The following is a 20,055-nucleotide window of genomic DNA, read 5'->3' as shown; positions in this document are numbered from 1 at the left end:
GTACCTTGGCTGCAATATGGCCTGCGGAAAATTCATGAGTCAGTATATTTACTCGACATGGGGCGAATCAAGCGTTTTATCGAGTTTCTCCTTATTGCCTGCGTTGTTCCTAGTCGCTCGGCCCTCGTCCAAACTGACCAGCGCGGTTGTCCTGCCCAGCGCAGGCGAGGCACGCACGCTGTCCAGGATGAATTCGCGCAGATTGTCCGCCGACAGCGGCTTGGCAAAGAAATACCCCTGCAGCAGTTTGCAGCCGCAGGCGCGCAAGAAGCGGCACTGGTCGCTGGTTTCCACCCCTTCGGCCACCACATTCAACCCCAGCTTGCGGCCCATGGCCACCACGGTTTCCGCAATGGCCGAACTGTCGCTGTCGTCGGGCACGCCAATCACGAACGAGCGGTCGATCTTCAGGCTGTCCAGCGGAAAGCGCTTGAGGTAGGACAGCGACGAATAGCCGGTGCCAAAGTCGTCGATGGCAATCTGCACGCCCAGCGCCTTGAGTTCGCGCAGAATATCCACCGATTCCGCCGGGTTTTGCATCAGCATGCCTTCGGTGACTTCCAGCTCCAGCCGGCCTGGTGCCAGGCCGGTGTTTTCCAGCACTTCCACCACGGTGGCGGTGAGCGTGCCGCGCAGGAACTGGCGCGGCGACAGATTGACCGCCACCCGTGGCACATGAACGCCGTCGTCGTCCCAGGCCTTGAGCTGCGAGCAGGCGGTGCGCAGCACCCAGTCGCCAATCTGGCGGATCATGCCGTTTTCTTCGGTGATGGGGATAAAGCGCGCCGGCGACACCATGCCCAGGTCGGGGTGGCGCCAGCGGATCAGCGCTTCCACGGCTTCCACCTGGTGGGTAAACGGGTTGATCTGCGGCTGGTAGTGCAGCTCGAATTCCTGGCGCTCCAGTGCCAGGCGCAGGCCGTTTTCCATCAGCAGGCGCTCAAACGCTTCGTCGTTCATGTCGCCAGCAAAGAAGGTGCAGGTGTTCTTGCCGGCGTCTTTCGAGCGGTACATGGCCATGTCGGCATTGCGCAGCAGGCTGGCGGCGTCGTCGCCGTCGGACGGGAAGATCGATACGCCAATCGAGGCGGTGACAAACAGCTCGTGGTCTTCCAGATGCAGCGGCTTGGACAGCTCGGCCAGCAGCCGGCGGGTGACGTCTTCCAGGTGGGCGCGGGATTGCACGCGCTCGAACAGCACGGTGAATTCATCGCCACCCAGCCGTGCCAGCAGGCCTTCTTCGCCCAGCGAGCAAGACAGCCGCGCTGCTAACAGCCGCAGCAGGTCATCGCCGGCGTGGTGACCAAACGAGTCGTTGATCAGCTTGAAGCGATCCAGATCGATAAACAGTACGGCCAGTTCGCTTTGGGTGTTGCGCGCCTCGGCCACGGCCAGCTCAAGACGCTGGATAAAGTGGGTGCGGTTGGGCAGTGCGGTAAGCGGGTCGTGGTTGGCCAGAAATTGCAGGCGGTCTTCGGCTTCCTTGCGCACGGTGATGTCGGAGAACACCGCCACATAATGGGTAACCAATTGATGATCGTGCTGGTCGCGCACCGAGGACAGCGACAGCCACACCGGGAACCACTCGCCATTTTTGCGCCGGTCGAGAAATTCTCCCTGCCAGTGGCCTTCGGCATCCAGCGCCGCCAGCATGCGCGCGTGGTGGCTTTGCCCGGTTTGATCAACGCGGAACATGCGCGAGCGTTTGCCTACTGCTTCGGCTTCGTGATAGCCGGTGATGCGGGTGAAGGCCTGATTGACGGCAATGATGCGCGCGTCGGCGTCGGCAATCAGAATCCCCTCGCTGGTGTTCTCGAACACCGTGGCCGACAGCCGTTGCTTGGCGTCAGCAATGCGGCGCTCGCTGATGTCCACCGCCACGCCGATGATGGCCGGCCGGCCCTGGTATTCAAACAGCCGGCTGTAGACTTCCACCTCGATCACATGGCCATCGCGGTGGCGCACCGGCAAGGTGTATTGCATGTTTTCGATATGATGCTGATAGCGGTCGCCGATCTGGCTGCGCACCCGTGCGGTTTCTTTGGGGTCCAGCAGTTCAGTCAGCGAACGTCCGAGCAGTTCTTCCTGGGTATAGCCCAGCGTGCTGGCTACCTTGGGATTGACGTAGACCAGTTTTTCATCCTGCTGGATGTAGATGCCCACCAGGGATTGCTCCACCAGCACCTGATAGCGTTCTTCTGCCTCGCGGCGGCGGCGTTCTTCCTCACGCTGGGCGGTGATGTCCACGGCAATGCCACCCATGCCGGACAGCTCGCCACGCTCGTCAAACAGCGGAAAGCAGATGTTCAGCAGGATATGGGAGTGTCCGTTCACCACCAGCACTTCTTCGCTTTGCCTGGGCTGGCGGCGCAGCATCACTTCGGCGTCGATGGCCGTCAGCCGTGCCACCGTGCCGGCATCGTCTACCCAGCGTTCCAGGCGCGAGCCCACCATGTCGGCGGGCTCGCCGCCCAGCAAGGCGGCATAGCTGTGGCTGACCTGCAAATAGCGTCCGGCGGTATCCTTGATGAAAATCATCGAGGCGCTGTTGGCCATCAGCGCAGCAAATTGATTGCGCGCCAGATTCAGCGCAATCAGGCTGGCGCGATGGGCTTCGATCAGGGCAGCAATCGCCAGCCCCGCCGCCTGCACCAGCCCCAGCACGCAGGCCACATACGCCAGCATCACCAGCATGGATGCCGGCCAGGCTGGGTGAGCAATCACCGACAGCGTGGTCAGGGCGCTGGCCACCATGCCGGTTACGGATACGCCAAACACCCCGGTGCGCAAGGCGGCCCAGCCAATCAGCGGCGCCCAGACAAACTGGCAGGGAAAAAAGCACGACGAAGCCATCAGCCGGTCCCACAGGCCCAGCCACCAGACCACTGCGCCAGTCAGCAGCAGTGCCAGCAGTTCCCACGGCCGCACGCTGCCGCGCCAGTCCGACACCGCCAGCACCAGCGGCACATACAAGGCCAGCGACCAGCCATGCACGGCCAGCTGTTGCAGGATGAAAATATCCGGGTCGCAGAATTCCGGGCATAGCCACCACAGGCTGACCGCCAGCGCCAGCGCACCAATGACGGCCGCCAGCACAAAGCCGGCAATCACGCGCATGCGCGCGCGCCAGGCGCCGGTATCCAGCAGGGCGGGCAGGTGGCGGGTGGTGGACAGGCTGGCCGCGCACACCAGCCAGGCGGCCAGCGATTGCGCCACCGCCTCGGCGGCAAAGCCGCCCAGCGCGGTATTCAACAAGGCCAGCCCGGTGATGCCCCACAGGCAACGCAGGCCATGGCGGGCTGTCAGGCCGGCCAGCAGCCCCACCGGCATGGCCAGCAGGGCGCGGGCGAGTTCCGGGTCGCCCGCCAGAATGGGCAGGCGCGCGCCGGCCAGGTATACGGCGGCGATTCCTAAAGCAGTCCAGCCATGGCGCGTCACGATGATGTCAACCTTAACTTGTTCTTGGCGCCTTCACGCCCTACTGCATCGCCATCCTGGCGGATAGGGGTGAGCGGTGTTTATTTGGCAGCCTGCCCTACGGATGTGCGGGCGTGGCGCGATGATGCTGCATGTGTTGTCCTGGTGGCAGGTTTGCGCGCCAGGGCATCCAATCATACCGATATGCGCCGATTGTATGAACAAGCTGAGAAAAACACCCGTGATTTATACGTATGGCATGACATGGATCAAGGTGAGCCGATGTCTGGTACTCGAAGCACATTGCCTGGCTGGGCTACAATCGCGTCTTTCTTGTTGTTGTGGCCCAGCCCATGTCTGCTGCCTTGTTTGCCTCTCTTCGTCCCGGCCAGAAACACCGTCTGGGCGCGCTCGGCCCCGGCGCCGACGCCCGCCTGCTGGCCGCCCAGATCGAACCCGGCCTGCCGCTGCTGGTGTTGACCGCCGACGCCCAGGCGGCGCAACGGCTGAAAGAAGAAATCCCGGTGTTTGCCCCCACCGCGCGCGTGCTGTTGCTGCCCGACTGGGAAACCCTGCCCTACGACCATTTTTCGCCGCACGCCGACCTGGTGTCCGAGCGGCTGGCCACGCTATGGCAAATCCGCCAGGGTCAGGCCGACATCATTCTGGCCCCGGTCAGCACGGCAATGACCCGGCTGGCGCCGGTGAGCTTTCTGGCCGGGCGCACCTTTATGCTCAGCCAGGGGCAAAAGCTCAACGCCGACGCCCTGCGCGCCGACCTGGCGCTGGCCGGCTACACCCATGTCACCCAGGTGTACAGCCCCGGTGAATTCTCGGTGCGCGGCGGCTTGATTGATCTGTTTCCCACCGGCTCGGCGCTGCCCTACCGCATTGATTTGTTCGACGACGAAATCGACAATCTGCGCACCTTCGACGTGGACACCCAGCGCACGCTCTACCCAGTGAAAGACGTGCGTCTGCTGCCGGCGCGGGAATTCCCCACCGATGAAAGCGGCGTCACCACCTTCCGCCAGCAGTTTCGTGAGCGCATGGAAGGCGACCCGTCGCGCGCGCAAATCTACAAAGACGTGTCCAGCCAGTGCTGGCCGGCCGGCATCGAATACTATCTGCCGCTGTTTTTCAGCGAAACCGCCACCCTGTTCGACTACCTGGGCGAACACGCCCGGCTGGCGCTGCATCACGACGTGCTGGCGGCGGCGGAAGGCTTCTGGCACGAAATCGGCTCGCGCTACACCCTATTGCGCGGCGACCCGGCGCGGCCGCTGCTGCCGCCTGGCGAGGTGTTTATCTACCCGGACGCGCTGATGGCGGCGCTGAAAACCTACCCGCGCCTGGAGCTGCCCGCCGATGGTGAAGCAGACGCCAGCGTGGCGGCGCTGCCGGCGCTGGCGGTGGACCGCCGCGCCGACGACCCGCTGGCCGCCCTGCGTCAGTTTGTCGCCGGTTTTGCCGGCCGCGCGCTGATCGTGGCGGAAAGCCTGGGCCGGCGGGAAACCCTGCAACATTTTCTCGCCGAGCACGGCCTGCGCCCGCAGCCGGTGGCTGACTTTGCCGGCTTTGTTGACGGGCAGACGCCGCTGGCGCTGCTGGCCGCGCCGCTGAGCGCCGGTTTTATCGACCCGGCCGCCCAACTGGCGGTGATCACCGAAAGCGAGCTCTACCAGCACAGCCCGCGCCTGCGCCGCCGTCAGCGCAGCCGCGCCAGCCAGGACGCCATGCTCAAAGACCTGGCCGAGGTCAAGATTGGCGACCCGGTGGTGCACGAAACCCACGGCATCGGCCGCTATCAGGGCCTGGTGTCGATGGACCTGGGCGAGGGCGAATCCGAGATGATGATGCTGGAGTACGCCGACCAGGCGCGGCTGTATGTGCCGGTGAGCCAGCTGCATCTGATTTCACGCTGGGCCGGCGGCGCGCAGGAAAACGCCCCGCTGACCAAACTGGGCTCGCCGCAATGGGACAAGGCCAAACAGCGCGCCGCCGAAAAAGCCCGCGACACCGCCGCCGAGCTGCTGAACCTGTACGCCCAGCGCGCCGCCCGCGAAGGCCATGCCTTTGCCTTGTCCGAAGACGACTACGCCGCCTTTGCCGACGGCTTTGCCTTTGACGAAACCCCCGACCAGCAAGCCGCCATCGACGCGGTGATTGCCGACATGACCTCGGGCAAGCCGATGGACCGGCTGGTGTGCGGCGATGTGGGCTTTGGCAAAACCGAAGTGGCCCTGCGCGCGGCGTTTGTGGCGGTGCTGGGCGGCAAACAGGTGGCGGTGCTGGCGCCGACCACCCTGCTGACCGAACAGCACTTTCAGAATTTCGCCGACCGCTTTGCCGACTGGCCGGTGAAAATCGCCGAGCTGTCGCGCTTCAAGAGCGGCAAAGAGCTCAAGGCCGCCATGGCCGGCCTGGCCGACGGCAGCGTGGACATTGTGATCGGCACCCACCGGCTGACCCAGCCCGATGTGGAATTTGCCCGGCTGGGCCTGGTGATCATCGACGAGGAACACCGCTTTGGCGTGCGCCAGAAAGAACAGCTCAAGCGCCTGCGCGCCAATGTGGACGTGCTGACGCTGACCGCCACGCCGATTCCGCGCACCCTGGCGATGAGCCTGGAAGGCCTGCGTGACTTCTCGGTGATCGCCACCGCCCCCAACCGCCGGCTGGCGGTGAAAACCTTTGTCACCCCGCACAGCCATGGCGTGGTGCGCGAGGCGGCGCTGCGCGAGCTCAAGCGCGGCGGCCAGGTGTTTTATCTGTATAACGAAGTGGACACCATCGAAAACATGCGCGAACGGCTGGCCGAGCTGCTGCCGGAAGCGCGCATCGGCGTGGCGCACGGCCAACTGCGCGAACGCGAGCTGGAGCAGGTGATGCGCGATTTTCACCAGCAGCGCTTCAATGTGCTGCTGTGCTCGACCATCATCGAAACCGGCATCGACATCCCCAACGCCAACACCATCCTGATCCACCGCGCCGACAAATTTGGCCTGGCCCAGCTGCACCAGCTGCGCGGCCGCGTCGGCCGCAGCCACCACCAAGCCTACGCCTACCTGCTGACCGGCGAAGGGCTGAGCCGCGACGCGCAAAAACGGCTGGAAGCGATTCAGTCGATGGAAGAACTCGGCAGTGGTTTTTATCTGGCCATGCACGACCTGGAAATCCGTGGCGCCGGCGAAGTGCTGGGCGAGGGCCAATCCGGCGAAATGCACGAGGTGGGCTTCTCGCTGTACACCGAAATGCTCAAGCAGGCGGTCAAGGCGCTGAAAAAAGGCCACGAACCCGACCTGGACGCCCCGCTGGGCGTCACCACCGAAATCAATCTGCACAGCCCGGCGCTGCTGCCGGAAGACTACTGCCCGGACGTGCACGAACGGCTGGTGCTGTACAAGCGCCTGGCCAGCTGCGACAGCGACGGCGACATCGACGCCATCCACGAAGAACTGATCGACCGCTTCGGCCTGCCGCCGCAACCCGTCAAAACCCTGATCGACTGCCACCGCCTGCGCCTGGCCGCCCGCGAACTGGGCATCCAGAAAATCGATGCCAGCGAAGTGGCTATTCAACTCACCTTTATCAAAAACCCGCCGATTGACCCGATGAAAATCATCGGGCTGATCCAGAACAAGCGCAATTACAAACTGGCCGGGCAAGACAAACTGCGGGTGGAAAGCGCCCTGCCGGATGTGGCGCTGCGTTGTGCGCGGGTGAAGGAGTTGCTGCGGGAGTTGAGTTGAGCGCCGCGCACAAAACCCTCCTGGCCTCGTTGCTCGATTTTGCATGTCTGCGGTCGTGCGCCTCGCCAGGGCCGCTGCGCTGAGTTGTGTGAGCGACGCTAAATATATGCTGGATTTTCCCCATCGACCTGACCCACACAGAAAGCCCTGAATGTCTGATGCCCCGATTTACTTCACCAGCGACAACGCCGCCGGCATGTGCCCGGAGGTGCTGCAGGCGCTGATTGCCGCCAACGATGGGCCGGCGGCGGCGTATGGTCATGACCCCTTGACCCAGGCGCTGGAGGCGCAGTTTGCCGAGCTGTTCGAGTATCCGGTGACGGTGTTGCTGGTGAGCACCGGCACCGCCGCCAATGCGCTGAGCCTGGCGGCGTTGACGCCGCCGTGGGGCTGTGTGCTGTGTCATGCCGACAGCCATATCCAGCATGATGAATGCGGCGCGCCGGAGTTTTTTACCGCCGGGGCCAAATTGCAGCCGCTGGCTGGCGCGCGGGGCAAGCTCTGCCCGGATGCGCTGGCGGCGGCCTTGCGGCAGAAAAAAGGCGATGTGCACAGCGTGCAGCCATCCGCCGTCAGCCTGACCCAGGCCACCGAGGTGGGCAGTGTTTACACGCTGGACGAGCTGGAGGCGATTGGCGCAGTGTGTCGGCAGGCTGGGGTGGGGCTGCATATGGATGGCGCGCGGTTCGCCAATGCGCTGGCGCGGCTGGATTGCTCGCCAGCAGAAATGACCTGGCAGCGCGGGGTGGATGTGCTGTCGTTTGGCGCCAGCAAGAACGGCGCGATGGCGGCCGAGGCGATTGTGGTGTTCGACCCTGGCCTGGCGCGCGAGCTGGCTTTCCGCCGCAAGCGCGCCGGCCATTTGCTGTCAAAAACCCGCTTTTGCGCCGCCCAGCTGCAAGGCTATCTGCACGACGACGCCTGGCTGCGTCACGCCCGCCACGCCAACGCCATGGCCGCGCGGCTGGCGCACGGCCTGGCTGCGGTGCCGGGGGTGACGCTGAGCGCGCCGGTCGAGGCCAATATTGTGTTTTGCCAACTGCCCGAGGCGGTGCTGAGCGGTTTGCAGGCGGCGGGCTTCATGTTTTACACCGGCCGCTGGGCGCCAGGCGTGGCGCGGCTGGTGACTTCGTTCGCCACCCGCGAGGATGAGGTGGATGCGTTGTTGGCGGAAGCAACCCGACTGGCAGGCTAAGCGGCGCCCACCAAACCCGCCTGGCGTTGCGGCCGTGTACTTGGCCAGGCGCGCTGTGCTGGGTTGGTGAGCGACGCTCAGCGCGGGAGGTCAGGGGGCAAAGCCGTAGCGGGTGAGGTGAAAGAAAATCGGCGCGGCAAAGGCCACCGAATCCAGCCGGTCCAGCATGCCGCCGTGGCCGGGCAGGCTTTGCCCCCAGTCTTTGACGCCCAGCGAGCGTTTCACCGCGGACAACACCAGCCCGCCAAAAAAGCCGGCGCCCACCACGGCCGCCGACAGCAAGGCCGCTTGCCAGGGCGTGAACGGGGTAAAGCCATACAAGGCCGCGCCCGCCGCGCTGGCCAGGCCGCCGCCGCCCAGCAGGCCCTCCCAGGTTTTGTTCGGGCTGAGCACCGGGGCCACCTTGCGCCGGCCAAACAGCTTGCCGCACACATACTGCAAGATATCCGACAGCTGCACCACCAGCAAAAAGAACAACAGCAGCACGGCGTGATCTTGCGGATAGCCGGGCAAATCCAGAAACAGCAGCGCCGGCGCATGGCTGATGCCGTACACGCACACCATCACCGCCCACTGAATGCGCGCGCTGCGCTCCAGAAAATGCTCGGCATCCTGCGCCAGGGTGGCCACCGCCGACAGCAGAAAAAACCCATACACTGGAATCAGCACGGCAAACAGCCCATACCAGCCCATCGCCACCAGCGCATACTGAAACGGAATCGACACAAAAAACGCCAGAAACAGCACCGGCCGGTCACCTGGGCGGGTGGGGGTGAGCGAGAGAAACTCGCGCAAGGTCATGAACGACAGCAAGGCAAACAGGGCGATGGTCAGCGCTTTGCCCAGCGCCAGCACTGGCAGCGCCACGCCAATCAGCGCCCACCAGGCGTGGATGCGCTCATTGAGGTTGCGCACGGTGGGGCTGTCGCCGTGCCGCCAGGCAATCAGCCGGCCGATCAGGGTGGCCAGCAGCAAACACGCCAGAATGCCGCCGGCCAATTGCCAGAAATTTTGATGCACCATCGTCTCCGTGTAGATGAATTATCGTCGCTGGCCACGCGCAGTGACTTTGCGGCAAGGCAGGGGCGTCGCCGGGCCGGTATTTAGCGCCGCTCACAAAACCCCCTACTTGTACTGTCTGCGGTCACTCGCTTAGCCAGGGCCGCTTCGCTGGGTTTGGTGGGCGACTCTTAGCCAACTGGCAGGCCCGAGTCCGCTAATGGCCGGGCGACAGCGCGCACACTGCGGCATGCGCATGCGCCAGAAAAGCCGTTTTGTCGTCGCCAGCCGGCGCCAGCGGTGCGCCAAACCAGACTTTGTTGATCAGTGGCAAAGGCAGCCGCGCGCCCTTGGGCAGGATGCGGTGCAGGTTTTCCAGGTATACCGGCGTCAGCTGCGCGCGCGGGTGGGCGCGCGCCAGGTGGTAAAGCCCGCTTTTGAAAGGGCCGGGCAGCTCGGTGTCGCGGCGGGTGCCCTCCGGGAACAAAATCAGCGAAAACCCCGCTGCCAAAGCCTCGTGCACCGGGGCCAGTGGGTCGCCGCTGCCGCCGCAGCGGTCGATCAACACCACATTCAGCAGATTTTCTGCCACCCAGCGCCGCCAGGGCTTGGCGCCCCAGTAATCCAGCGCCGCCACTGGCCGGGTGCGCGAGCGGGCGCGCAAGGACAGCGCGGATAATAAAGTCAGGGTGTCCAGATGGCTGGTGTGGTTGGCAAAGTACACCACCTGGCCGCTGGCGGGCGGTTGACCACAGGGGTAGGCCCCCACCAGCAGACGCACCAGCGAACACAGCAATTCGCGCAGCACCCGGTAAGGGCGTGCGGGCAGGCGGCGAGAGGCAAGGTTGAGTTGGGCGTCCATAAGCGCTCGCTGTCGGTTAGAGGGGCGGCTGGGCGCTACGCCGCCGCCTTGCGTCGCCAGTGTCATTCATCAGGCATGATTTGTCGAGATAGCCATGCCAGTTGTTCGGCCAGGGGCGGTGCGACATAAACTCAAAAAAATGGGCAAAATTTTTTGTATGCTGCGTAAGGATGCCTGTTGCTGCGCCGACCAAGGGGCAGAAAACGGCGCATCACCGCCGTTCAACCGGTGGCATTGGCCACTTTACTCATTTGATTGACAAGGAGTTTCACCATGCAAGCATCCCGCGCTCTGATCGCTTCCGCCCTGGCTGGCCTGGTGGCCGCTGGCTCGCTGGCCGCCGCCCCGGCCATGGCCGCCGACAAAGAAAAATGCTACGGCATCGCCACCGCCGGCAAAAACGACTGCGCCAACGCCCTGGGCACCCACAGCTGCGCCGGTCAGGCCACCAAGGACAAAGATCCGGGTGACTGGAAATTTGTCGCCAAGGGCAGCTGCGAAAAAATGGGCGGCTCGCTGACCGCAGGCAAGTAAGCACCGCTTTGCTTTGGGCCCGGCAGCCAGTTGCGCCGGGCCTGGGGCGGCAAGGCAAAGCGTCGGCGGCGATGTTTTGCCCTGCAGCTCCCGCCAGATTTTTCTCTTTAATTTCCTGCCTCTGGAGTTTTCCATGCTGCCTTGTTCCGCCGGCATCGGCCTGCGCGCGCCGCATGTGCGCGCCGCGCTGGACGGCCACCCGGCCATCCGCTGGATTGAAATCCACAGCGAAAACGTGTTTGGCGGCGGCCCGGCTGGCCAGCTGGCGCGTGAGCTGGCCGCGCGCTATCCGCTCAGCCTGCACGGCGTGGGCATGGGTCTGGGCGCGGTCGAGCCGCTGGACGCCGAGCATCTGCGCGCGCTGACCACGCTGGTGCGGGCGGTGCGGCCGGCGGCGGTGTCCGAGCATCTGTCGTTCAACCGCGCGCACGGCAAGGTGGTGAATGATCTCTTGCCGCTGCCCTACACCGAAGAATGCCTGGCGCACGTCGCCCAGCGCGTGCAGCAGGTGCAGGATGCGTTGGGCCAGCGCCTGCTGGTGGAGAATGTCTCGGCCTGTCTGGCCTGCCCGGATGATGATATTGGCGAGGGCGAGTTTTTGGCCGAGCTGGCCGCGCGCACTGGCTGCGGCGTGCTGCTGGACGTCAATAATCTGTACGTCAACCAACTGAACCTGGGCCGCGACGCCCGCGCCGCCATGCAGGCGCTGCCCGCGCGCGGCGTGGTGGCGGAAATCCACCTGGCCGGGTTTATCCGCCGCGACGGCCTGGTGATTGATTCGCACAGCCAGCCGGTGTGCGAAGCGGTATGGGGCCTGTACCAAGAAGCGCTGACGCGCTTTGGCCCGACGCCGACGCTGATTGAATGGGATTTGGATATCCCCCCGCTGGATACCCTGCTGGCCGAAGCCGCCCGCGCCCAGCGCGTGCTGGACGCCTGTGTGGTCAAGGAGGCGGCATGAGCGCGCTGCTGGGCTGGCAAAGCCAGCTGATTGACGCCATCACCGCGCCCGAAGCGCCGTCGCCCTTGCCGGCCGGGCTGAGCCAGCCGGGGCTGGACGCCTATCGCGGCAATGCCCGGCTGGTGCGGGTGGAAGCGCTGCTGGCGGCGTTTCCGGTGTGCGGGCAGCTGGTTGGCGCGGAATTCATGCGCGGGGTGTGCCGTCACTATGTCAGCGCCGAGCCGGCGGCCAGCGCCAATCTGTGCGATGACGGCGCGCGCATGGGCGATTTTCTGGCGCAGTTTGCCCCGGCCGCCGAGCTGCCTTATCTGGCCGATGTGGCGCGCTTTGAATGGGCCTGGCATCGCGCCGCCTGGGCAGCGGCTGCCGACTGCTGGCGTCCGGCGCAGCTGGCGGCGCTGCCGCCCGAGGCCTGGGCCGATGTGCGGCTGAGCCGCCACCCGGCCGCCAGCTGCGTGGCCTCGCCCTGGCCACTGGGTGAGATTTTTGCTTGCCATCAGGATAATCCGCACGGCGACTTCTATATTGACTTGAACAGCGGCGGCGGCGTGTGGCTGCTTAGCCGGCCTGCGCTCGCCCCGCAATGGCTGGCGCTCAGCCCCGGCCAGGCTGCGCTGCTGGAAGCACTGTGGCTGAATGCCCCCCTGGGCGACGCCGCACAGGCGGCGCTGGCGGTGGAGTCCAGCTTGAATCTGGCTGATAGCCTGGGCTGGCTGGCTGCCGCTGGCGCCTGGGCGGATACATAAAATCGCTGAGCCAGCCCGGCGCAATGACGCCAGGCGCGGCTTGTGAGCGGCGCTGAGGAGAAAACATGATGGAACTGCGTTTGCGCGCCTGGTTGGCGCGCTGCCTGCCGTGGTCGCGCGCGGCCAATGCCCTGCGCGCGCCCTTGACCCTGGGTGTGCGCTTATTTTTGGCCGATGTGTTTTTTCGCGCCGGCATGACCAAGCTGGCCGACTGGGACGTGACGTTGGCCTTGTTCACCGACGAATACCAGGTGCCCGTGCTGCCGCCGATGCTGGCGGCGCTGCTGGCCACCGCGTGCGAAATTCTGCTGCCCATGCTGCTGTCGCTGGGACTGGCCACCCGGCTGGCGGCGCTGGGTTTGTTTGCGCTGAACCTGATGGCGGTGATTTCCTACCCAGCCATGCCAGAGATTGCCCGCCAGTTTCATGTCTATTGGGGCATGCTGCTGGCCCTGCTGCTGGCCTATGGCGGTGGCGGCTGGTCGGTGGATCGCTTTTTGCTGCGGCGTTTGCATCCGTAAAATAGCCCGCCATGGCCCGCCCGCACCCGTGGGCCGCTGTTGTCGCCGCGCATGCGCCAGATTGTGGTGCAGCGCGGCGATACCCGTTAGAATCCAAGGTTTTCCAGCGATTTTCAGCCATGCAGGTTCATTTTGGCGCCTCAGCCGCCCGGCCTTCGGCCTGCGCGCTGACCATTGGCAATTTTGACGGCGTGCACCGTGGCCACCAGGCCATGCTGGCCTGTTTGCGCGAGCGCGCCAGCGCGCGCGGCTTGCCCACGGCGCTGCTCACCTTCGAGCCGCACCCGCGTGAGGTGTTTGCCCGTGGCAATCCGCCGGCGCGGCTGGCCACGCTGCGCGACAAAGTGCTGTCGCTCAAGGCCACCGGCTTACTTGATCATCTTTATGTGCATCGCTTCACCCCGGCGTTTGCCGCGCTGAGCGCGCAGGATTTTATTGATCAGGTTCTGGTGGCTGGCCTGGGCGCGCAATACGTGCTGATTGGCGATGATTTCCAGTTTGGCGCCCGCCGGCTGGGGAACTTTTCCACCCTGCAAGCCTGTCCGCACTTTGTCACCGAGGCGATGCCCACCATCAGCGTGCACGGTGAGCGCGCCTCCAGCTCGCGCATCCGCGAGGCGCTGGCCGCAGGCGACTTTGCCCACGCCGAGGCGCTGCTGGGCCGGCATTACCAGCTCACCGGCCGGGTGATGCACGGCAAAAAGCTGGGCCGCACTCTGGGCTATCCCACTGCCAATGTGCACCTGCCGCACCGCAAGCCGGCGCTGGCCGGGATTTTTGTGGTGGAAGTGGACACCGCCGCCGGCCGCTTTGGCGGCGTGGCCAGCCTGGGCAAAAACCCCACGGTCGATCAGGGGGACGATTACAAGCTGGAAGTCCATCTGTTCGACTTTGCCGGCAATCTCTACGGCCAATTGATTTGCGTGCGCTTTCTGGCCAAGCTGCGCGATGAACAACGCTTTGACTCGCTGGCGGCGCTGACGGCGCAGATTGATGCCGACGCCGCCGCCGCCCGCCACCATCTATCGACTTTGCAGAGAGTTTCCGCATGAGCACCGACTCCAAGAAATACGCCGTCAACCTGCTGGACACCGCCTTTCCCATGCGCGGCGATCTGGCCAAGCGCGAACCCGGCTGGGTGGCGCAGTGGCAAGCCGGCCAGCGCTATCAGGCGCTGCGCCAGCGCACCGCCGGCCGGCCCAAGTTTGTGCTGCACGACGGCCCGCCCTACGCCAACGGCGACATTCACATCGGCCATGCGGTCAACAAGATTCTCAAAGACATCATCATCCGCTCGAAAACCCTGGCCGGCTTTGACGCGCCCTATGTGCCGGGCTGGGATTGCCACGGCCTGCCGATCGAGCACCAGATCGAAAAACTGATCAAGGGCGACAAAAAAGCCATCGAAGCCGCGCCCGGCATTCATCAGCTGATCGTCGCCTATCGCCAGCAAAACGGCCTGGACCCGAAAGCAACCCGCCTGCCGGCCTCGGTGGTGCGCAAGCTGTGCCGTTCTTACGCCATGGTGCAGATCGAGCGGCAAAAAGCCGACTTTATCCGCCTGGGCGTGCTGGGCGATTGGGATAACCCCTACCTGACCATGAACTACCGCACCGAAGCGGACATCGTGCGCACGCTGGGCAAAATCCACCAGAACGGCTATCTGGTGCAGGGCAAGAAGCCGGTGCACTGGTGTATCGACTGCGGCTCGGCCCTGGCCGAAGCCGAGGTGGAGTACGAAGACAAAACCTCGCCGGCGATTGATGTCGGCTTTCTGGTGGCCGACACCGCCCGCCTGGCCACCGCCTTTGGCCTGGCGTCGCTGGACGGCCAGGCGCGCGCGGTGATCTGGACTACCACGCCGTGGACGCTGCCGGCCAACCAGGCGGTGGCGGTGCACCCGAATCTGGATTATCAACTGTGGGCCACCGCGCGCGGCGCGCTGATTCTGGCCGCTGAGCTGGCCGAAGGCGCGCTCAAGCGCTACAACTTGGCCGACGGCGCCCAACTGCTGGGCCAGGCCAAGGGCGCCGCGCTGGACCTGCTGCCCTTGCAGCATCCCTTCCAGCCGCGCCAGGTGCCGGTGATTCTGGGCGAGCACGTCGGCGCCGACGCCGGCACCGGCCTGGTGCACACTGCCCCGGCGCATGGTCTGGAAGACTTCCAGGCCGGCCTGAAGTATCAGCTGGCGGTGGACAACCCAGTGGGCGACGACGGCCGCTTTATCCCCGGCACGCCGCTGTTTGCCGGCCTGAGCGTGTGGGAAGCCAACCCGAAAGTGCTGGAAACCCTCACCGAGCACGACGCCCTGCTGGCCAGCGAGGCGCTCAAGCACAGCTACCCGCACTGCTGGCGGCATAAAACCCCGATTATCTTCCGCGCCACCAGCCAGTGGTTTATCGGCATGGACACCGTCGGCCAGGACGGCGTGGCGCTGCGCGCCAACGCCATGCGCGCGGTGGAGCACACCCAGTTCTTCCCGGCCTGGGGCCGCGCCCGGCTGGAAGCGATGATCGGCAACCGCCCGGACTGGTGCGTGTCGCGCCAGCGCAACTGGGGCGTGCCGATGACTTTCTTTGTGCACAAAGAAACCGGCGCCCTGCACCCGCGCTCGGCCGAGCTGCTGGAACAGGTGGCGCTGCGCATCGAGCAAGAAGGCATCGAGGCCTGGTTCCAGCTGGACGCCGCCGAGCTGCTGGGCGACGAGGCCAGCCAATACCGCAAGCTGACCGACACCCTGGACGTGTGGTTTGACTCCGGCTCCACCCACTACGCCGTGCTGCGCCAGCGCGACGAGCTGAAATGGCCGGCGGATTTGTATCTGGAAGGCTCGGACCAGCATCGCGGCTGGTTCCAGAGCTCGATGCTCACCGGCTGCGCCACCACCGGCCGCGCCCCGTACGACCAGTTGCTGACCCACGGCTTTGTGGTGGACGGCCAGGGCCGCAAGATGTCCAAATCGCTGGGCAATGTCATCGCCCCGCAAAAAATCAACGACACCCTGGGCGCCGACATCCTGCGTCTGTGGGTGGCCGCGACGGATTACTCGGGCGAGCTGGCGATTTCTGACACCATCCTGAAGGGCGTCACCGAAAGCTATCGCCGCCTGCGCAACACCATCCGCTTCCTGCTGGCCAATCTGACCGATTTCGACCTGGCCCGCGACGGCGTGGCGGTGGACAATCTGCTGGAAATCGACCGCTACGCGCTGGCGCAAACCCGCGCGCTGCAAAGCCGGCTGACGGGCGATCTGTACCCGCGCTACGCCTTCCATCACGCCATGCAGGACATCGTCACCTTCTGCTCGGACGACCTGGGCGCGTTTTACCTGGACATCCTCAAAGACCGCCTGTACACCACCGCCGCCGATTCGTCGGCGCGCCGCTCGGCGCAAACCGCGCTGTGGCACATCACCCGCGCCTTGCTGCTGTGGCTGCAACCGGTGCTGTGCTTCACCAGCGACGAAGCCTGGGCGGTGTTCAGCGGCGACGCCGAAGACAGCGCGCTGTTCCACACCTGGCACGCGCTGCCGGAGGTGGCCGGCGAGGCCGAGCTGCTGGCGCGCTGGAGCGCGCTGCGCGCCGTGCGCGCCAACGTCAACAAGCTGATCGAAGACCAGCGCGTGGCCAATGTGCTGGGCTCGTCGCTGCAAGCCGAAGTGGACATCGTCGCCGACGCCGAGCTCTACCCGCTGCTGGCCTCGCTGGGCGATGACCTGAAATTTGTGCTGATCGTCTCCAAGGTGACGCTGAGCGCGGGCGAGCACACCGCCATCAGCGTGCGCGCCGCCGAAGCGCAAAAGTGCGAGCGCTGCTGGCACTGGCGCGACGACGTGGGCGCCCACGCCGAGCACCCCACCCTGTGCGGCCGCTGCGTGAGCAATCTGTTTGGCGACGGCGAGGCGCGCGCCCATGCCTGAGGCTGTTCGCTGGTTTGTGCTGTCGGTGCTGGTGATCGTGCTGGATCAACTGAGCAAGGTGTATTTCAACGGCGCCTATCAGTATGGCGAAGTGCGTGAGGTGATCCCCGGCCTGTTCAACTTTGTGCTGGTGTATAACCCTGGCGCGGCGTTCAGCTTTTTGGCCGACGCCGGCGGCTGGCAGAAGTTTTTCTTTACCGCGCTGGCGTTTGCCGTGTCCGGCTGGCTGGGCTGGCAGATGCTGCGCGGCGGCCAGAGCCGGATGATGAACCTGGCCAGCGCGCTGATCATCGGCGGCGCGCTGGGCAATGTCATTGACCGGCTGATTCACGGTCATGTGATTGATTTTATCCAGGTTTATTATCAGCATTACTATTGGCCGGCGTTCAATCTGGCCGACAGCGCCATCTGCCTGGGCGCCGCGCTGATGGTGCTGGACAGTTTTCGTCAACCCGCCACAAGGAAACCGGCATGAGCCAGCCCATTCAGGTGTTGCTTGCCAACCCGCGCGGCTTTTGCGCCGGGGTGGACCGCGCCATCGCCATTGTCGAACGCGCCCTGGCGCAGTTTGGCGCGCCGATTTATGTGCGTCACGAAGTGGTGCACAATAAATTCGTCGTCAACAATCTGCGTGAGCAAGGGGCGATCTTTATCGAAGACCTGGCCGACGTGCCGCCGGGCAGCACGCTGATTTATTCCGCCCACGGCGTGCCGCTGTCGGTGCGCGCTGAAGCGGAACAGCGCGGCCTGCGCGTGTTCGACGCCACCTGCCCGCTGGTCACCAAGGTGCATGTGGAAGTGCGCCGCATGCGCGACGCCGGCCAGGAAATCGTCATGATCGGCCACGCCGGCCACCCCGAGGTGGAAGGCACCATGGGCCAGTCGCCCGACGGCATGTATCTGGTGGAAACCGTCGCCGACGTGGCCACGCTGAGCGTGCGCAACCCGCAGGCGCTGGCCTATGTGTCGCAAACCACGCTGTCGGTGGACGAAACCCGCGACATCATCGACGCCCTGCGCGCGCGCTTTCCTGATATCCACGGCCCGAAAAAAGACGATATCTGCTACGCCACGCAAAACCGTCAGGACGCCGTCAAGGCGCTCACCGCCCAGTGTGACCTGGTGATTGTGGTCGGCTCGCCCAATAGCTCCAACTCCAACCGCCTGCGCGAAGTGGCCGCGCTGCGCGGCGTAACCGCCTATATGGTAGACAACGCCAGCGAGCTCAAGCCGGAATGGTTCGCCCAGGCCAGTCAGGTGGGCGTCACCGCCGGCGCCTCGGCCCCGGACGTGCTGGTGCGCTCGGTGATCGAACGCATCCGCGAACTCGGCGCCGACAACGTGGCCGAACTGCCCGGCGTGGAAGAGCGCGTGCGCTTCTCACTGCCGCCAGGGCTGCGCGAGCGGGACGAGGGGTAAGTTTTTCGTTTGCTGGCGTGTGTTGACGCACCCCATACTATATTGGCATGGGGTGCGCCGCGATGCATGGCTTTGGGAGAATGACAATGAAAGTGGTGTTCAGCGATAAATTGCGCCGGGTGCTGCAAGACCCGCAGGCCAGCGCGCAACTGCGTCAGTTCATGGCCACCGCATCGGTCAACCAGCCCAGTCAGGTCAAGATCAAGCTGCATGACGCGCAGCGCCAGGGCGTCAGCTATGAGCCCAGGTTGTTGTCTAGTAGTCAGTCACGTTGAAACACGAGGGTAGATGCGAGTGAGCTGACGCCTGACGTCTTGTGCTATTTGCGTCAAAACAAGACCTTAACGTGACACAGCGACCGCGCATTGCGCCCCGCCGCGTCATCCCCGCGAAGGCGGGAATCCAGGTGCATCCACAGCGCGCTGACCTCCTGCAATGCCAACTGCGCACGCTGTGGCAGTCTGGGTTTCCACTTTCGCGAGAACGATATTTGGCAGAGATTCATGCCGAAAATGGCCGAGTCGCGCTCCGTTGAAATACCCGCGTACAGGCGAGTGCGCTGACGTAGGGCCTTCGCGCCAATTATCGGTTTATTTCATCTGGCTACAGCGAAATCAAAACACTCAACGACTCAACGTATCGTATTTGTCTTTGCCAGAATCCTGAGAACGTGTTTAAAGTCTAGCGAACGACGGGTCAGCCAAGGCGAAATGCCCCCAAAAAGCGCAATTGACACACGGTCAATGCGCATTTTTGGGGGCATTTCAACGCAGGATCATCCGAGTTTCGCAGATTTTGCACACGCTCTGCGCCTCAGCCACACCCAAACGCCCGCACCTTGTCCAGATCCAGCAGGGTGATGTCGCGGCCGTTGACTGCCAGCAGGCCGGCGTCGCTGAGTTGGTGCAGCACGCGCGAGAAGGTTTCCGGGGTGAGGTTCAGCCGTGAGGCGATCAGGTTTTTGTTGACCGGCAGGGTGACCACTTGTTGCGCGCCCTGTTCCGGGTCGGCGTATTGCAACAGATAGCCCAGCACGCGCTGGGTGGAGCTTTCGATCGAATAGCGCTCAACGTCGCGGATCAGGCTGTGCAGGCGCATCGACAGCCCGGCCAGCAGGCGGCGGGCAAAAGCGGGGTCGTCGGTCATGGCGCGGTCGATGGCGCTGGCTTCCACCTGCAAGAGCAGGCCGTCTTCCAGAAACTGCGCCGTCACCGGGCAGGGCGTGCCCAAAAACATCACCGCCTCGGCAAAGCTCTGGCCGGGCTGGATGATCTCGATGACTTTCTCTACCCCCTGCGCCGAGCTGATGGACAGTTTCACCCGCCCGTACACCACCAGATACAGCCCTTCGCACACATCGCCGCGATGAAACACCACCTGGCTTTTTTGCCCGCGCACCTCGCGCACGCCGGGCGCCAGCGCGTCGATTTGCGCGTCGCTGAGTTGGTGAAACATCGGTTGATGGCGCAATAGCGCCCGCACGTCGATCTGGCTCATGGCGACAATCCTGAAACAAGCGCCTGTTGGGCGCGATGCGCCATGGTAGCGTGTGACTGGTCAGGCGTCACTCGGTCAGATGGGCTAGTAGCCAGTCACGTTGAAACGCGAGGATAAAGACGAGCAAGCTTACGTCGGGCATCCTGAGTGGAGAACTTCCACTTGATGGGGATGGCTTTGGCGTTGCGTTCACGCACATTGGCCTCAACCTCGCGTCGCAACGTTTCTTCATC

15 protein-coding genes are annotated in these 20,055 nt (G+C 64.5%); 11 read left to right on the top strand and 4 right to left on the bottom strand.

Annotated features, from left to right (window positions below):
• Window positions 1–48: 48 nt before the first annotated feature.
• On the bottom strand, window positions 49–3,438 hold the full coding sequence (locus DFR34_RS16020) for an EAL domain-containing protein (protein WP_245906928.1): 3,390 nt from the start codon (window positions 3,436–3,438) through the stop codon (window positions 49–51).
• 332 nt (window positions 3,439–3,770) lie between these two features.
• Here DFR34_RS16020 and mfd point away from each other — a divergent pair, with 332 nt between their 5' ends.
• Both mfd and DFR34_RS16010 read left to right on the top strand, forming a co-directional pair.
• Window positions 3,771–7,169 (top strand): transcription-repair coupling factor, encoded by a 3,399-nt coding sequence (gene mfd, locus DFR34_RS16015; protein WP_110392162.1) that lies wholly within the window; start codon window positions 3,771–3,773, stop codon window positions 7,167–7,169.
• Window positions 7,170–7,320: 151 nt separating this feature from the next.
• Window positions 7,321–8,364: a threonine aldolase family protein gene (locus DFR34_RS16010; protein ID WP_110392161.1), complete on the top strand. Its 1,044-nt coding sequence runs from the start codon at window positions 7,321–7,323 to the stop codon at window positions 8,362–8,364.
• Between the two features lie 90 nt (window positions 8,365–8,454).
• On the opposite strand, the gene DFR34_RS16005 is transcribed toward DFR34_RS16010, so the two are convergent.
• Window positions 8,455–9,387, bottom strand: coding sequence for a phosphatidate cytidylyltransferase (locus tag DFR34_RS16005; protein ID WP_110392160.1), 933 nt, complete (start codon window positions 9,385–9,387; stop codon window positions 8,455–8,457).
• Between the two features lie 193 nt (window positions 9,388–9,580).
• A complete protein-coding gene (locus tag DFR34_RS16000) occupies window positions 9,581–10,225 on the bottom strand; it encodes a lysophospholipid acyltransferase family protein (protein WP_110392159.1) in 645 nt (214 codons plus the stop codon).
• A 273-nt stretch (window positions 10,226–10,498) separates the two neighbouring features.
• Between DFR34_RS16000 and DFR34_RS15995 the strand changes: the two genes are divergently transcribed.
• The 9 genes from DFR34_RS15995 (at window position 10,499) to DFR34_RS15955 (ending at window position 18,600) form a co-directional block, all read left to right on the top strand.
• Window positions 10,499–10,759, top strand: coding sequence for a BufA1 family periplasmic bufferin-type metallophore (locus tag DFR34_RS15995; RefSeq protein ID WP_110392158.1), 261 nt, complete (start codon window positions 10,499–10,501; stop codon window positions 10,757–10,759).
• 133 nt (window positions 10,760–10,892) lie between these two features.
• Window positions 10,893–11,720, top strand: coding sequence for an MNIO family bufferin maturase (gene bufB / locus DFR34_RS15990; protein ID WP_245906927.1), 828 nt, complete (start codon window positions 10,893–10,895; stop codon window positions 11,718–11,720).
• Window positions 11,717–12,466 (top strand): HvfC/BufC N-terminal domain-containing protein, encoded by a 750-nt coding sequence (locus DFR34_RS15985; RefSeq protein ID WP_158281868.1) that lies wholly within the window; start codon window positions 11,717–11,719, stop codon window positions 12,464–12,466. Before bufB ends, DFR34_RS15985 begins: the two co-directional genes overlap by 4 nt.
• A 65-nt stretch (window positions 12,467–12,531) precedes the next feature.
• A complete protein-coding gene (locus DFR34_RS15980; protein WP_245906926.1) occupies window positions 12,532–12,987 on the top strand; it encodes a DoxX family protein in 456 nt (151 codons plus the stop codon).
• A gap of 119 nt (window positions 12,988–13,106) precedes the next feature.
• Window positions 13,107–14,039, top strand: coding sequence for a bifunctional riboflavin kinase/FAD synthetase (locus DFR34_RS15975; RefSeq protein ID WP_110392156.1), 933 nt, complete (start codon window positions 13,107–13,109; stop codon window positions 14,037–14,039).
• Window positions 14,036–16,906, top strand: coding sequence for an isoleucine--tRNA ligase (gene ileS / locus DFR34_RS15970; protein ID WP_110392155.1), 2,871 nt, complete (start codon window positions 14,036–14,038; stop codon window positions 16,904–16,906). Before DFR34_RS15975 ends, ileS begins: the two co-directional genes overlap by 4 nt.
• Window positions 16,899–17,381 carry a signal peptidase II gene (lspA, locus tag DFR34_RS15965; protein WP_110392154.1) on the top strand — a complete coding sequence of 161 codons (483 nt, stop codon included), beginning with the start codon at window positions 16,899–16,901 and terminating at the stop codon, window positions 17,379–17,381. Before ileS ends, lspA begins: the two co-directional genes overlap by 8 nt.
• Entirely contained in the window at window positions 17,378–18,325 is a 948-nt protein-coding gene (gene ispH, locus DFR34_RS15960) for a 4-hydroxy-3-methylbut-2-enyl diphosphate reductase (protein WP_110392153.1), read from the top strand. The genes lspA and ispH overlap by 4 nt, the downstream gene beginning before the upstream one ends.
• Window positions 18,326–18,411: 86 nt before the next feature.
• Entirely contained in the window at window positions 18,412–18,600 is a 189-nt protein-coding gene (locus DFR34_RS15955) for a hypothetical protein (protein WP_110392152.1), read from the top strand.
• 538 nt (window positions 18,601–19,138) lie between these two features.
• Here DFR34_RS15955 and DFR34_RS15950 read toward each other — a convergent pair.
• A complete protein-coding gene (locus DFR34_RS15950; protein ID WP_110392151.1) occupies window positions 19,139–19,822 on the bottom strand; it encodes a Crp/Fnr family transcriptional regulator in 684 nt (227 codons plus the stop codon).
• Window positions 19,823–20,055: the final 233 nt, after the last annotated feature.

It is taken from the genome of Rivihabitans pingtungensis (assembly GCF_003201855.1).
Lineage (GTDB): Bacteria > Pseudomonadota > Gammaproteobacteria > Burkholderiales > Aquaspirillaceae > Rivihabitans > Rivihabitans pingtungensis.
This window is presented reverse-complemented; position numbering and strand designations above follow the sequence as displayed.

Coding starts and splice junctions, on each gene's coding strand:
- ileS (WP_110392155.1), top strand. CDS start 14,036: ATGAGCACCGACTCCAAGAAATACGCCGTCAACCTGCTGGACACCGCC.
- DFR34_RS15950 (WP_110392151.1), bottom strand. CDS start 19,822: ATGAGCCAGATCGACGTGCGGGCGCTATTGCGCCATCAACCGATGTTT.
- DFR34_RS15955 (WP_110392152.1), top strand. CDS start 18,412: ATGAAAGTGGTGTTCAGCGATAAATTGCGCCGGGTGCTGCAAGACCCG.
- DFR34_RS16000 (WP_110392159.1), bottom strand. CDS start 10,225: ATGGACGCCCAACTCAACCTTGCCTCTCGCCGCCTGCCCGCACGCCCT.
- DFR34_RS15995 (WP_110392158.1), top strand. CDS start 10,499: ATGCAAGCATCCCGCGCTCTGATCGCTTCCGCCCTGGCTGGCCTGGTG.
- DFR34_RS15980 (WP_245906926.1), top strand. CDS start 12,532: ATGATGGAACTGCGTTTGCGCGCCTGGTTGGCGCGCTGCCTGCCGTGG.
- bufB (WP_245906927.1), top strand. CDS start 10,893: ATGCTGCCTTGTTCCGCCGGCATCGGCCTGCGCGCGCCGCATGTGCGC.
- mfd (WP_110392162.1), top strand. CDS start 3,771: ATGTCTGCTGCCTTGTTTGCCTCTCTTCGTCCCGGCCAGAAACACCGT.
- DFR34_RS16010 (WP_110392161.1), top strand. CDS start 7,321: ATGTCTGATGCCCCGATTTACTTCACCAGCGACAACGCCGCCGGCATG.
- DFR34_RS15975 (WP_110392156.1), top strand. CDS start 13,107: ATGCAGGTTCATTTTGGCGCCTCAGCCGCCCGGCCTTCGGCCTGCGCG.
- DFR34_RS16005 (WP_110392160.1), bottom strand. CDS start 9,387: ATGGTGCATCAAAATTTCTGGCAATTGGCCGGCGGCATTCTGGCGTGT.
- lspA (WP_110392154.1), top strand. CDS start 16,899: ATGCCTGAGGCTGTTCGCTGGTTTGTGCTGTCGGTGCTGGTGATCGTG.
- ispH (WP_110392153.1), top strand. CDS start 17,378: ATGAGCCAGCCCATTCAGGTGTTGCTTGCCAACCCGCGCGGCTTTTGC.
- DFR34_RS15985 (WP_158281868.1), top strand. CDS start 11,717: ATGAGCGCGCTGCTGGGCTGGCAAAGCCAGCTGATTGACGCCATCACC.